The 15170-nt window shown below is 38.2% G+C and carries 8 protein-coding genes; all 8 read left to right on the forward strand.

All coding sequences use genetic code 11. The annotated features are described in order from the left end of the window. The first annotated feature begins 4 nt into the window (after window positions 1-4). The 8 genes from JIV24_RS07175 to JIV24_RS07205 all read left to right on the forward strand — a co-directional run bounded on the left by JIV24_RS07175 (window position 5) and on the right by JIV24_RS07205 (window position 15157). Entirely contained in the window at window positions 5-1198 is a 1194-nt protein-coding gene (locus JIV24_RS07175; protein WP_200464350.1) for an outer membrane protein assembly factor BamB family protein, read from the forward strand. Window positions 1199-1208: 10 nt separating this feature from the next. Continuing rightward, the gene (locus JIV24_RS07180) at window positions 1209-1880 is read left to right on the forward strand and encodes an ABC transporter ATP-binding protein (protein ID WP_200464351.1); all 672 of its coding nucleotides are present in this window, start codon (window positions 1209-1211) and stop codon (window positions 1878-1880) included. Next, window positions 1877-4999 carry an ABC transporter permease gene (locus JIV24_RS22770; protein ID WP_200464352.1) on the forward strand — a complete coding sequence of 1041 codons (3123 nt, stop codon included), beginning with the start codon at window positions 1877-1879 and terminating at the stop codon, window positions 4997-4999. Before JIV24_RS07180 ends, JIV24_RS22770 begins: the two co-directional genes overlap by 4 nt. Window positions 5000-5139: 140 nt before the next feature. Next, window positions 5140-5268, forward strand: a complete 129-nt coding sequence (locus JIV24_RS22630) for a hypothetical protein (protein ID WP_262896389.1) — start codon at window positions 5140-5142, stop codon at window positions 5266-5268. A gap of 131 nt (window positions 5269-5399) precedes the next feature. Next, window positions 5400-6695, forward strand: a complete 1296-nt coding sequence (locus JIV24_RS07190; protein ID WP_200464353.1) for a glycosyltransferase family 4 protein — start codon at window positions 5400-5402, stop codon at window positions 6693-6695. 392 nt (window positions 6696-7087) lie between these two features. Continuing rightward, complete coding sequence (locus JIV24_RS07195) at window positions 7088-9757, forward strand: two-component regulator propeller domain-containing protein (RefSeq protein WP_200464354.1); 2670 nt, start codon at window positions 7088-7090, stop codon at window positions 9755-9757. A 753-nt stretch (window positions 9758-10510) separates the two neighbouring features. After that, window positions 10511-13582 (forward strand): SusC/RagA family TonB-linked outer membrane protein, encoded by a 3072-nt coding sequence (locus JIV24_RS07200; protein WP_200464355.1) that lies wholly within the window; start codon window positions 10511-10513, stop codon window positions 13580-13582. 51 nt (window positions 13583-13633) lie between these two features. After that, window positions 13634-15157 (forward strand): RagB/SusD family nutrient uptake outer membrane protein, encoded by a 1524-nt coding sequence (locus tag JIV24_RS07205; protein WP_200464356.1) that lies wholly within the window; start codon window positions 13634-13636, stop codon window positions 15155-15157. Window positions 15158-15170: the final 13 nt, after the last annotated feature.

Consider the following 15170-nt stretch of genomic DNA (forward strand, 5'->3'; position numbering starts at 1 on the left):
AAAAATGAAGAACAGCTCACCGTTAATACATGATTCAGCCAATAGCATCAAGAGCATGCTGGGTATTTTAATCCTGCTGTTAATAATCACATCGTGCGGAGTTTCCTCGGGAGATTCCGATACTGATAGTGATATGGATTGGCATCTGTTTAGGGCCAATGCAGGTTTAAATGGTTCAGTTGATATAAGCTTACCCGAAAAGCCGGGTTTGTTGTGGGCATATAAAACGGGGCAACGCACAGCTTCTTCTTTAGTAATTGATAATGGTACAAGCTATTGGTGTAGCCGAAAGGGATTAATTACCGGAGTGGATATTCATGGTCAGCTTGCTTTTTCCTATGATCTAAAAACACCGGTAGAGGCCACTCCAATGATTAATGATTCGGCTTTATACATTGGAAGAATTGACGGTTTTCTTTCGGCCATTTCACTGACAAAGAAAGATACTCTTTGGAGTTATGAAACCCTAGGTCAAATATTAGCATCACCTAATATTGTCCAATATGAAGGGGAGGAAGCGATTGTATTTGGCAGTTACGACAACTATTTTTATTGCCTTAATAAACAGACTGGCTCTTTACTTAAGCGCTTCGAATCGGGTTACTATATTAATGGAGCCGCAGCATTATGGAACAAACATGCTTTATTTGGCGGATGTGATGCCTGGTTAAGAATTATTAATTGTGAAACAGGTGAAAGTACTGATTCTTTAGAGCTTGATGAATATATACCTGCTTCACCATCGGTATATGAAGATGATTGTTATGTAGGTGATTATGCGGGTAATATCTATCATCTTTCACTAGATAAAGGAAAGATTAAAAACCATAAAAAGGTGCTTCAACCTGCTTCTGATAATGAATCCTTTCTATCAATACCTGCCATTAACGCGCAAAGTGTTTTCGTCTATGCTGGTAACCGCCACCTTGTATCTATTGAACGTTCAACTGGAAATATTAATTTTAAATTCATGCTAAAGGGCGATGCTGGTGAAAGTGCTCCTGTAGTATGCAAGGATAAACTAATTGTGTGCACAGAAACGGGGATTGTATCCATTCTTGATAATCGAAGTGGTGAATTGCTCTGGGAGTACGATACGGGCGAAAGGATAACCAGCTCACCTGCTGTTATCGGTGGTTATTTTATGATACTAACGGTCAAAGGAACGCTTCTTTGCTTTGGCAGTCAAGCTAATTAAAATCTGAAAAATGTCTATACTCAAGTTATCAAACATACACAAGAGCTATGCGGACGGCAATAATCGTTTAAATGCTGTATTGAAAGGCCTCAATCTGGAAGTGGAGGAGGGTGATTTTATTTCAGTGAAAGGTCCTTCTGGTTCAGGAAAAACGACCTTGCTATCCATACTGGGAACTTTGTTGCCACCCGATGAAGGCCAGTACTTGTTAAACGGGGAGGACTTGACTTCGACGAATGCCGACCTCTATAAGATTAGAAATAAATTAATTGGTTTTGTTTTTCAGGATCATCGTTTGTTACCGCAATATTCAGCTCTTGAAAATATTCTATTACCAGTTCTTGCTTACCAGTCGTCTGTACCTCAGTCGTTTATTGATTATGCTCACTATTTGATGGAGATGACACAAATTGAACATGTTGCCAATCAACTACCAGAGAGTTTATCTGGAGGTGAATCGAGTCGGGTGGCTGTTTGCAGAGCACTGATAATGAAACCATCGGTATTGTTAGCCGATGAACCAACCGGACAGCTCGATATGGAGAACGCACAAAACATTGTTTCTTTATTATCTGAGGTTAACAAGGTGCTAAACACAACAGTTATCATGGTCACACATTCTGATGACATGGCCAAGGCAGCCAAACGGATTGTCACACTTAAAAACGGGATATTACAGTGAAAACCATTGACCTTATAAAAAAGAACGTCGTGTTCTTTGCCCGCTTTTATAAACTGATTGCAATCGCTATTTTGATTGCTATAGCTGTCATTGCCGGTAGTCTTGTAATAGGCGACTCTGTTCGCAATAGTTTGGTTAAACAGGTAGATGAAAGATTGGGAGATGCGCAAACAGTTATATTTGCTCAAAACTCCTTTTTATCAGAACAGTTCACCAATCATTCTTTATTTGAATCTTCTGCCAGAGGAATTCTTCTTTCTAATGGGTTTGTTTCTCATAATGGCGCAATGATACCTGTTGTCGTTTGGGGCGTTGATGATATGCAAATTGCCAAAGGTGATGCCAAAATCAATAAGGCATTAAAGGAAGATATGCAATTGAAAGAAGGTGAGACCCTTGTGCTGCGTTTACCTTCACAGGGTATGGTTCCTTCTGGTTCCATGTTTGTCACTGAGAATTACACCAGCAGTCTTCGTCTTGAGTTAAATGAGGTGGTGGGTGTTGATAATGGCGGTAATGTAAGCCTGAAAAACGAGCAGAGTGTACCATTTAATATCTTCGTTAATCGTGATGAATTGGCCGAAGCAATGGGAGTGCCCAATAAGCTGAACCTTATTCTTTCAGAAAGGCATATAAGAAGTGAAGAATTGGAAAAAGCATGGAACCCACATCTGTCAGGTATCGTGGTTCGTGAAAAATCGATGGGCTTTGAAATTACTTCGGACAGAATTTTCCTTCAAAATGAAGTCATCACAACTGTACAGGCGAATAACCCCCAATCTAATCGCGTATACTCCTACCTGGCCAATTCTATTTTTAACGATAAGCATTCCATTCCCTATTCATTTATTACTGCCATAGATAGTTATGAGGGCGAAATCCTTGGAGCCGATGAGCTTATCTTATCTGATTATTCGGCCAGCAGACTTAAAGCTTCTGTTGGTGATGAGGTAACAATACGATTCTATACATCTTCGGATTTTAAAACGCTGGTAAGCGATTCTGTACAGCTAAGAGTCAAGAAAATTGTGCCATTGTCTGTTTTAAAGGCAGACAGTACCTTAAGTGCCAATTTTCCAGGGTTGTCCAATGTTGAATCTTGTACCCAGTGGGATAGTGATTTGCCCATCGATATGGATTTAATCTCTACTGAAGATGAAGCGTATTGGGAATTGCACCATTCGACGCCTAAAGCCATTTTATCTTACGAGGCCATTGTCGAAAAATGGGGAAATAGCTATGGCAGTGCAACCGCTATACGATTGAAAGGGAGCCATCACGATCTTACGAAACTAAATCCATCCATGTTTGGATTGCAAGTCTTCCACCCCAGAGAATCGGCTCTTTATGCTGCTCAAAACGGAGTAGATTTTGCTGGCTTGTTTATGGCTTTGGCTTTCTTTATCATTCTTTCTGCCATTCTGTTAATGGTAATACCTGTATCTGAAATGATTATTCAGCGCCAGCAAGAGCAGGAATTGATGAAAGCACTTGGGTATACCACAAAACGCATACGTAAGCTCTTATGGATGGAGTCACTTCCGGTGGTTCTATTGGCTTCTTTAGTCGGTGTGGTAGCTGGTTTTATATATACCGGTTTAATCATCTGGCTTCTTAATTCCTTGTGGCAGGGAGCGACGCATACAAGTAGTTTGTCGGTTTATCCTAGCTGGTTAACGGTTGTATATGGGTTTGTAACAGGTATTTTGCTCTCCTTATTTATATTACATCGTGTTATTGCCAGTAAGCTAAAGAAAGAGCCAAATAAAAGGAATCGGCTGCGCATGACTATTAATGCAAAGAGATGGTTGGCATTATCACTTAGCCTTATTACTGTTTGTGTGGCCGTTTATAATCTGTTATTTATCACCTCAGTCTCACTTTTCGCCTTAACTGGAGTATTGTTAATGTTCACCTTTGCCTTTTGGCTTGATTTTGAAATAAGCAGGCATGGGAGAGAATCTGGCAATTACTTTAACGATTACAGAATGATGTGGCGAACACTTTATGCTAATAAAAAGCAGGCTATGCTTTCCTATTTATTGTTGGCTTCAGGAGTGTTTATTATATATTCTGTTGGTCTAAATCGGCAGGATTTTAATGACACAGACAAGCTGTCAGAAGCAACTGGAGGATACGCTCTATGGTGCGAAAGCTCTATACCTGTTTACCACAATTTAAACACTGCTTATGGTCGAGAAAAACTAAACCTTCAGGATTTAAATGCTGATGGCTCCATCCTTCAGTGCTTGCGTTATAGCGCCGATGAAGCCAGCTGTTTAAACCTGAATAAAGTTAGTGCTCCAACTGTGTTGGGTGTTGATATGCAAGCTTTATTTAATAGTGAGCTTGGCTTGCAAAATAATATTTATACGGCCGATAAAGCCAATCTACTTGAGCAATTACAGAGTGATAATGACAGTGTTTATCCTGCGTTGATTGATGCCACCGTTTTGCAGTGGAGTCTGGTCAAAAATCTTGGTGATACTATTTATTACACTGCTGCAAACGGCCAGGAAGTGGCTGTTCGCTTAGTCGGGACGATGCCTAACACCATCTTCCAGGGGAATATTTTAATGGATAAGAAGCTTTTTTCAAACATATGGCCCGATATGAGCGGAAGCGAAGTGTTTCTACTGGACGTAGAACCTAATAGTGCAAAACAAGTAAAAACACTGTTGTCGCAAGCCCTGCATGAATATGGTATTCGTGTCACGACGACCAATAATCGCATGGCTCAGTTTAATAGTGTGACCGATACGTATCTGTCCATTTTCATGACCTTGGGAGGTATTGGTATATTGCTAGGAATAATGGGTTTTGGTATTATTGTACGTAAAAATCTGAGTGTTCGTCAATATGAAATAAAGATGAATGCGCAACTGGGATTTAACAAGCAGAAAACAGAAGCATTGCTTTTTCGTGAAAACATGCTGATTCCTTTGTATGCTATCATAACTGGTTTGATAAGTGCTAGCATTAGTATTGGCGCTAATTTCATTCATGTGGATAGCAGTACCTGGATAACAGCTTTTACTTTAGCGGCTTTGTTTGTACTTTGTATTCTTGTATTTGTTAAAAAAGTTGTAAGAACTGTGGTTGATAAGGATTATTCCTAATTGCTGTGCGCTCTATTAACCAGATATGTGATTAGTATCTTTATAAGTATGAACAATAGCGTCCTAAACGTATTTATTCGTACCTCGAAACATCATGTTACAAAAGGGCATCAGCAGGTGAGACAAAAAACAAGGTTGAAATGACGTTTAAGAATTGTTTTCTGTTTGAGGCTTTTGGAGGTACGAAAAAAGGCGAGTTTAAAACAATTTCAGTCATCAACTGTAGTTTTTTGATTGAAGCTGGTGCAGCCTTGATGCTTTTTCCTTAGTTTTTGTCATCAAGAACAAAAAGTAAGTCGGGTTTGGGCGGACAGCCCAATTGAAAATAGAATTAGGACAACAATGATTAAAGATTAGATTTTGGATTAAATAATGAGCTAATTGTTGTAAATATTCATCTATGAAAATTGTATTTATCGTACCTGGAACTGGTGATTCATTTTATTGCGGCAACTGTTTTCGTGATAATTTACAGGCCTCAGCACTTCGGAAGCAAGGGCACGATGTGATGGTTATTCCGCTTTATCTGCCGGTTAACAATAAGGCATTCAAAACAAATAGTCCTGTTTTTTTTCCTGCTACATCATTCTATTTGGCTCAAAAATTCTTCCAACGAATAAAGATGCCCCTTTGGTTAGAGCGAATGCTCAGCTCCGGTTCAATGCTTAAGATGGCAGCATCCTTGTCCGGTACTACATCTGCTGATGGAATGGAAGGTATGACTTTGGCGATGATTAATGGTGATGATAAGGTCTTTTTGGCGGAAGTAGAACGATTAGTGTCATGGCTAAAAGAAGACGAGCAACCGGATATCATACATCTATCTAGTACATTGTTAATAGGTATAGCCAAAGTATTAAAGGAAAAACTGGAAATTCCTGTTGTATGCTCAGTACAGGATGAAGAGGTATGGCTTGATAGTATGAAAGAAAAATACGCCAATGATGCATGGTATAGTATTGAGGTCAATCTTCAATATGTTGATAAACTGATAACCACCAGTAATTTTTATAAGAATGTTCTTCAGCAAAGGCTTCCTAATAGTAAAGAACCCGAGGTTATCTATCCTGGCATTGATCAGACCGATTATAAGCAAGTGAATAGACCAACGGATCCGGTGATAGGCTTCTTCTATCGCATGAACCATTTAAATGGTCTAGATATATTAGCCAAAGCCTTTTTGATATTAAAAGAGAAGAATAATATTCTGCAGCTAAAACTTAAAATAGGAGGAGGCTATACCAATGCCGATATTAAGTTCATAAAGAAGCTTAAGAAGATGTTGGAACCCTACCAAAGCGATGTTGAGTTTGTTGATGATTATGCAATATCTGATCATGCTTCTTTTTATGATGCTGTTTCGCTTATTTCAGTTCCACTGACATTTGATGAGGGCGTGGGTTTATATTTATGCGAAGCTTTCGCTGCTGGTATCCCAGCTGTAGTCCCTGATACAGGCTCTTTTTCTGAGATTGTAGATGGAGCAGGTATATTGTATCAGCCCAATACTCCCGAAAAATTAGCAGAAGCTCTGGAGGTGTTATTAAGCGATAAGGAAAGGTACCAAGGAGCAAGCATTAAAGCGCGTCAACATGCTGAAAAAAAATATAAGGATACAGTCCTGGCTGATAAACTTAATGAGGTGTATCATGCATGTATCTGGCAAAAACACACAAGGCCTGGTAATACTTTTTAAATAAATATGGAAAAGATTCTTGTGTTATGTGGTAGGTTTGTTTCAATGTTTAGTTATTGATGCTTCAAAACTATAAATAAATATAACTTAATAAAAATGTCTTCCATAAATCAAGCTTTCTGCAGTGATCAGGTGTGGGATTGGTTAAATAGAATCTGAAGCTTTAATTATATGACAATGATATTTTTGATTACCTGTTATAGTTATACTGATAATTGGTACAGTTGTGTTTGGTATTGGGATTCGATAAATCGCGATGTTGCTTCAATCGCCCATCTCAAAAACTTATAAAAGCAAATTATTAGTTACATTTGTCATGGGAAGAGATAAAACCAATTAAAATCTGGTGAGTAAAAGAGATTGGTAGAAGGGTCCGTATTTCGAAATTATATATGAGCTATCACAGAAACCTAATAGTTGTATTGTGTCTTTGCATTAGTAGTGTAGTTTACGCTTCTGATTATACGTATGTTCCTGATATTACTACATTTGATAAAAAAGATTATAGTGCGGGCAGACAGAATTGGGATATTGAAGTCGATAAGGATAATGTCATTTATATAGCTAATAATGAGGGGTTGTTACGCTACGTTTATGGGCAATGGATTCTTGATGAGTTACCATCTGGCAAATCACTAAGAGCTGTTTGTCATTATAAAAACAAGATATGGTGCGGAGGTGATGAAATAGGTTTCTTTAATATCGATGAAAGTGGTAAACTATCGTACGAACACCTTTCTGATATCAATGGCAATGTATGGAATATTGAAACAAATGGTGATAACGTATTTTTTCAGTCAAATAATGTAATAACAGTTTACAGAATCTCTACTAAAAGTTTAGTTCAATATACTTTTCCTAAAAGGTTGTCAGGTCTGGGTAAGTGGAACAATAAAATATGGACCATCAATGGCGACAATGGTATAGGAACACTTGATGTCGACGGGTTTAATTTCGTTCAACCTTTTCCGCAAGGGCAGGAACAAGAAGTACGTGTACTTTTCGAGCACAATGATAAACTTTTCATTGTGATGTTTGATGGTCAGATATTTGCTTATGATGGCTCACGTTTTGAAAAGATAAACCTACCAGAGCAAACAAGCTGCTTCTCGGCTGTTCATTATGATGAGAATACACTATTTATAGGTTCTATATTAGAAGGAATTATTCCTGTCAAAACACGAGATGAGCAGCTTAAATATCAGCGAAAAATTCAGAACAAAGACGGCTTGTTAGATAATACGATTCTTTCTTTAGCAGTTGATAATAATGGTAATTTATGGGCAGGCTTAGATTATGGTATTGCCAAGATTAACAAAGAAAGTCTTTTAAAATCAATTATTAGTAAAGGGGCTACCTATGATATAGAAGTAAATGATGCGACAACCTATGTTGCTACCAATAAAGGACTTTATACCAATTATCTGTCAAATGATTTTACATTGGTCACAGGTACGCAAGGGCAGGTTTGGGCATTAAATGAATCAGCATCGGGTATTTTTGCCTGTCATAATAATGGTTTAATCAAGGTTAAGAACAATACATCACAACTGGTATTCGATAAAACAGGGGTAATGGATGTTGCTCAATTTGGGAATAGTAAGAATTACTTATTCTCGGCCTACACGGGCACTTTATGGGTGCAAGAGATTAATGGTGAGTATATTGAAAGACAAAATTTGTGGCTCTGGGGTAATCCAAAATTAAGCTATGATAAATCAAATAAATGTGTTTGGGCTTATGGAGGTAGTGGCAATATTGCTGTTCATTGCATTAAGATAAATGATGATACGTGTGCAGTTAATGAGACGAGCATGCAAAATGTATTTTCGACCGGTAATGGCTTATTCTTTTACGATGGGAATAAGATATTTGAATATATTGATGAGACCTTTGTCGAAAGTAGAATGGCCTTAACGCGGAGCATCGTTGGAGAAGGTATAAGCGCTTTAGAAGTATCGCCCGAAAATAATATTGCAGTATTTATTCAAAATGAAGAAGTTAAGATGATAGAAGAACTGGCTGACGGTTCTACTATTGTGCATGGTAAGTTGTTAAGTGAGGTTAATAATGATATCATCGAACAGTTTGAGTGTTTAAAAATACGCGATAAGCTTCTTTATATTGCTACTGAACAAGGGGTTAAGGTGCTGCCGTTAAGTCTCAGAAATAATAGACAGACATTGAAGAATCCGATAATTTCAAAGATAGAAATAACGGATTCAGAAAATAATAATCCGAACTTAATTTATTACCCATACACCAACCAGGAATTAACACTTGCCAGTCGTCAGTTTAAAACGATCACTTTATCGTTTGCCAATAAGAAGAAGCAAAACATTGAATATCGATATCGCTTATTACCGTATAATAAGGAATGGTCAGAATGGTCCTTTACTCAAAAACAGGTAGCTTATGGCGACTTAAAGCCTCGCCAATACACTTTTGAGCTTCAGTGTCGTTACAATGGCACTATCGAAAGAGAAACAATGCTTCCTATTAAAATTGAAGGTATTGGTTATTATTACCTGCGTATTGGTATTCTTGTGTTTGTATTTCTTGCACTTAGCCTTATCATTTTACAATATGGAAAAAATAAAAAACTAAGTTTACGCCATAAATATTACCAAAAGATTTCGGCTGAAGAACAAATACAATCGAAGAAAGAACAGCTCTTGCAGTTTACAGAAGTTATAAGACACAAAAATTCTTTTTTAGTTGAAGTAAGAGGAGCCTTATCCCAAATGAAGAATAGTGCCGCTGCTCGATGGGTCAATAAAATAGATGATGAGATAAATAAGGAGAAAAAGGAGTTTTTATTTCATAAGGTTTTTTCAGAAGATCAACAGGATTTCATTAAACGTATAACCTCAAAGTATGAGGGGCTCACCTCGCACGATGTTCGGTTATTATCATTTATACGAATTAATGCTAACACAAGTGAAATAGCTCAGTTCCTTAATATCTCTACCAGTAGTGTTGATACTGCCCGTTATCGACTTCGGAAAAAACTAAATTTAGAGCACGTTCAGAACCTCAATACTTTTATAAGAGAGTTCTAAAAAGGCCGAGTGTAATTGGAGGATTATTGACTTATACTTTGCCTCTATAAATATAAAGGACATTTAGCTTTTGAAGTCATCGGAGCTTATAAAGTATACATACCTAAGCGTTATTTTATAACTATGCTAGTCCCTTTATTCTGCATTATTTAATTGCTTAGAGCTAAGTCATCACAGAGAGCAAATCTCATTTATTACGATAGAGATTGGATGGTATAGTATTTAGTGAATATTACAAACACAAAGTCTAACTTCTTTCCCACATCGCCTAAGGCACTTTCCCAAGGTGAATATTTAATTGGCAGTTTGGTGTATATGCCAACAAATGCAAGCTGTACATAAATGCTCCACTTGGGGAGCTAACCAAAGGGTTGAGAGGGAATCTTTAACTAAATGGCATTGATATTACGGGTTAAACATATTCGAATGTGTAACTAGCAGGAATGCTCTTTGAAGTAAGAGATTATTAATATGCATGCTCTAAATGTACTGTAGGAGACACCATTTTATAAAAATATAGACTCACATAAATGCCATTTTTATTAAATTTATTGATTTATGTAAAGTGTTGTGAGTGTGATTTTAACGGGTGTGTGTCTAGTTGATTTAGCTTGAGTTTTTGACCTGTCTACCTTTAATCTATGTGCATTGTTGTGGCTGGCAATCCTTAATCAATAGTTTTACCATCGCACAATCAAAATAGATAATACAAGGTCATGAATAAGACTAAATCAGTTAAAAAGTAAAAGTACTATGAAGAAGTTGAAACTATTTTTCGTTGCATTGCTGTTATGCAATGTAACAGGTTTATTAGCTCAAACATTATCTGTTGCCGGTAAGGTAACAGATGATATTGGTAGCGCTATACCAGGGGTTAATATTACAGTGAAGGGAACGACCAACGGCGTAATAACTGATGTCGATGGAAACTATTCAATTGAAAACATTGCATCTAGTGATATTTTGGTATTCTCGTTTATTGGTATGGAAACCCAGGAGGTTCTGGTAAGCAATGTGAGTAACTTGGGTGCTTTAAATATTGTCTTAGAATCGGGTAACATTAGTTTAGATGAAGTTGTGGCAGTGGGATATGGAACCCGTAAGAAAAGCTCCCTGACAGCAGCCATCTCATCAGTGGGCAAAGCCGACATTGAAAAAACACAAAACCTTAGAGTTGAGCAGGCACTGCAAGGACGTACTGCCGGAGTTACTGTTACCAGTAGTTCTGCTCAGCCAGGTGCTGGTATGTCAGTGCGGATTCGTGGTGCTGGAACCAATGGTAATTCTGACCCGCTATATATCGTGGATGGGCTTCCTGTGGGGGGTATCGACTATTTGAACCCGAGCGACATTGAAAGCATGGAAATATTAAAAGATGCGGCCTCATCATCAATCTACGGTGCACGTGGTGCCAATGGTGTTGTATTAATTACCACTAAAAAGGGAAGTGCTGGTAATTTTACAGTATCGTATGATGGCTACCATAGTTTTCAAAATCCGGAAAGAAAATTGGCCTTGCTTGATGCTGATCAGTATACCATGTTTTATAACGAAGCGGAATTAAACGATGGTGTTAGACCAACTGACTTTAACAGTCGCGCTAATACTGACTGGCAAGATGAAATATACAACAAGAATGCACCAATGATGAACCACAGTATTGCACTTAATGGTGGAACTGAAAGAGCAAAGATTGCGACTGGTATATCTTATTTTGGTCAAGAAGGATTGGTTGCGCCTGATAACTCTAACTACGGTCGTATTACTGCCCGTGTTAATGCCGAGACAAAGAGCCATAACGATAAGTTAAGAACAGGTACTTCATTGTATTACTCAAATATTGAAAGTAGTGGTATTGATGTAAATAATATCTACGGAGGTCCTTTAGCTTCAGCCTATAACCTTGATCCTTTAACGCCAGTTCGTGATGAGAATGGTGAATATGGCGTATCTGAATACGTGGCACAGGGCATTACCAACCCGGTTGGTAAAATGGAATACCTTCATTCACAAACAAGAACTGACAAGTTTGTTGGTAACATGTTTTTAGAATATAGTATTCTGGACAACCTAAAGTTTAAAAGTTCCTACGGTATCGATTTAGCTTATGTAACCTGGGAGAATTACAACCCTGTGTATAAATTAAGTCCGTCTGACTATAACCTGGTGGATGATGTGCAAAAGAGCATGAATCGTTACTTCAATTATAACTGGGAAAACGTTGTAACCTATGATTTAGATATCGCTAAACATAGCGTTAATGTGGTTGCCGGTAGTACCATTCTGGAAGAGTCTTCTCATAGTCTTTGGGGAAGTGGTGTTGACATTACAAAAACACCTAAAGGAAAAGACTATGCCTATATCGATAATACGCTAAGTGATAAAGAAACACGCAATGCAAGCGGAGGAAAAGGAATTCCAAACAGATTAGTGTCTTTCTTTTCTCGTGCTACATACGATTTTGATGAAAAATACTTCTTCTCGGCAACATTCAGAGCAGATGGTTCATCAAGATTCGGTCCTGATAACAAGTTCGGCTATTTTCCTTCTTTCTCAGGGGGATGGGTCTTAACCAATGAAGAGTTTGCTTCATCCTTAAAAAGCTTCACCAATTTCATTAAACTACGTGCCAGTTGGGGACGGAATGGTAGCAACCACATTGGTAACTTTGTGTATGTGTCAAATATATCCGATGCTGGTAGCTATGTAATGGGTAATCCGATAACAAATGGGACATCTATGCAAGGCTTAGCGCCTAATACCATTCCTACACCCGATATTCGCTGGGAAACTTCTGAACAAACGGATATTGGTTTAGATGCGCATTTTTGGGATAGCAAATTCACCTTTACATTTGACTACTATAATAAATTAACCAAAGATTTACTTTTAGCAGTTAAGATTCCAGGACATTATGGTAGTAATTCACCAATAGATAATGCAGCTGAGGTGCGTAACAGAGGATATGAATTTGAATTTGGTTACAACGATAAAGCAGGTGAATTCTCATGGGGTGCCAATGCCAATATCTCATTTAACGATAATGAAGTGACGTATATTGGTAATGATGAAAAGGTATTAGCAGGAGCTACTGTTCAGACTTATGGTTTAGTAACCAGAGCCGAAGAAGGTGAGCCATTGGGCTATTTCTGGGGTTATGAAACAGATGGATTATTCCAGAATCAAACAGATATTGATAACATGCCTGTTTCAGTGAATGAGAATGGTGATATCGTAAAAATGTTGCCTGATGCACAGCCCGGTGATGTAAGGTTCATTGACCAAAATGGCGATGGTATTCTGGATGATAATGATAAAATTAACATTGGTAATTCTAATCCTGTTTATTTTTATGGTTTAACCTTATTTGCTGACTGGAAGGGATTTGATGTTTCAGTGTTTATGCAAGGTGCAGGCGGGCATCAAATTGCCAATCTTTCTCGCCGATTAGACGCAGGTTTAACCAACCTTCCTGAAACCATGCTTAATCGCTGGACTGGAGAAAATACCTCTAACAGTGAGCCTCGTGCAACGATTGAAGATCCAAATAAAAACTACAGCCGATTCTCAGATAGATATGTGATTGATGGTGATTACCTGCGTATTAAGAATTTGCAGTTGGGTTATACCTTCAATAGCAAAGTATTATCCAAAATGAAGATTGAACACCTTAAATTGTATGTAGCAGCACAAAACCTGTACACATTCACAAATTACCCGGGTGTTGATGTTGAATTTGGTTCGGGTACGATTAACTCAGGTGTTGATACAGGCACTTATCCTCAAGCCAGAACCTTTACTGTAGGTATGAACTTAAGATTTTAATAGAATAGAATCTTGAATCACAATTTTAAAAGATACAAATAGGCATATAGTATGAAACGACATATTTTACATATAATAATGGCTCTGCTTGTTTTAGGAGCTACTTCGTGTGACGATTTTCTGGAAGTGGATAATCACACGGCAACCACAGAAGATAATTTCTATCAAACTGAGGAGGATGCTTATGCAGCGCTCTATGCGGCATATAATGCCACAACTGATGATAAAGGGGGAACCAATGAATTTGAATTTTTCCTTAATATGTGCTCCGATGATATGTTCACTGGTGGAGGAAGTTCTTCAGACGGTACAGATATCAGACGTTTTGAAAAGCATAAAATGCTGGCTACCGATTGGCAGCACGATCAATTTTGGTGGAGAGGATATGTAGGGATTTATCGTGCCAATGTTGCACTTGAAAAAATTCCTCAAATCACCTTTGCTGATGAGAATGAAAAAGCCAGAATATTGGCTGAGCTAAAATTTATACGAGCTTACATCTACTCTAACCTGGTGCGTATGTACGAAAACATCCCATTGATCACCGAACCAATTACCTTGGCTGATGCTGCGGTTGGTCAGGCCAATCCGGATGATGTATACGAGCAAATTGCAACTGACTTTCTGGCCGCAATAGAAGGTTTACCAGAAACAGTGGAAGGAGAAGAAGGACGTGTTACTAAATATGCAGCTCAAGCACTTTTAGCACGTATGTATCTGTTCTATACAGGTTTTTATGGTCAGGCAGAGATGCCAGGAGTAACACTTAGTAGCATAAGCTCTTTGCTTGATAATGTGATTGAAGATAACCACTATGGTTTAGTAGATAACTTTGCCAACTTATGGTTGGTTTCAGGTTCTGTAGAAGCCTATTATAGTAAGGAACATGTTTATCAGATTCCTTATTCATATAATGGTAAAGGAACCAGCCGTGGTGATGTTCAGTTTTATGGATTAAGAGACTTGTCAAATACTTCAACATACGCTGCAGGGTGGGGATTTGGAACTATTCATCCTAATGTATATGCCATTTTTGATGCGAATGATGAACGTCGTAATGCTACTATCTTAGATGCGAATGATGAAGTAGGTGAAAATGGTTATTCTAACAGCTATCAACATACCGGATATTACTTTAAGAAGTTTACGCCTTTAAGCGAGTTTGTTGACGATGCCGCCTTTAGTGGTCACCCTGATGGTCGCCCTGTGGTACGATATGCTGATGTTCTGTTAATGGCCGCTGAGCTGTCATTAAATGGTGGTTCTTTCTCTAGAGAGGCACAGAGCTATTACGAGGAAGTACGTGTGCGTGCCGGATTTAGCACTCACCCGCCGGTAAGCCTCGATAGAGTGTATGAAGAGCGTAGAAAAGAGTTCTTTGGCGAAGGTTTACGTTATTGGGATTTATTAAGACGTGGTCTTGATGTTGCCGATGCTACCATCACTAACAATTACGAAAGCCCGTTTGATGTCACATTTGATAGAGAAACACGTGGAGTTTGGCCAATTGCCGATGTGCAAATTCAATTATCGAGCTCTAGTGCAAAGCCATTAAAACAAAACCAAGGGTATTAAGCAACTAAAAAAC

The sequence above is a fragment of the Carboxylicivirga marina genome, from assembly GCF_016612505.1.
GTDB lineage: Bacteria > Bacteroidota > Bacteroidia > Bacteroidales > Marinilabiliaceae > Carboxylicivirga > Carboxylicivirga marina.

Excerpts from the sequence above, each read along its gene's own strand:
- JIV24_RS07190 (WP_200464353.1), top strand. The coding sequence starts at position 5,400 with ATGAAAATTGTATTTATCGTACCTGGAACTGGTGATTCATTTTATTGC.
- JIV24_RS07180 (WP_200464351.1), top strand. The coding sequence starts at position 1,209 with ATGTCTATACTCAAGTTATCAAACATACACAAGAGCTATGCGGACGGC.
- JIV24_RS07205 (WP_200464356.1), top strand. The coding sequence starts at position 13,634 with ATGAAACGACATATTTTACATATAATAATGGCTCTGCTTGTTTTAGGA.
- JIV24_RS07200 (WP_200464355.1), top strand. The coding sequence starts at position 10,511 with ATGAAGAAGTTGAAACTATTTTTCGTTGCATTGCTGTTATGCAATGTA.
- JIV24_RS07175 (WP_200464350.1), top strand. The coding sequence starts at position 5 with ATGAAGAACAGCTCACCGTTAATACATGATTCAGCCAATAGCATCAAG.
- JIV24_RS22630 (WP_262896389.1), top strand. The coding sequence starts at position 5,140 with ATGACGTTTAAGAATTGTTTTCTGTTTGAGGCTTTTGGAGGTACGAAA.
- JIV24_RS07195 (WP_200464354.1), top strand. The coding sequence starts at position 7,088 with ATGAGCTATCACAGAAACCTAATAGTTGTATTGTGTCTTTGCATTAGT.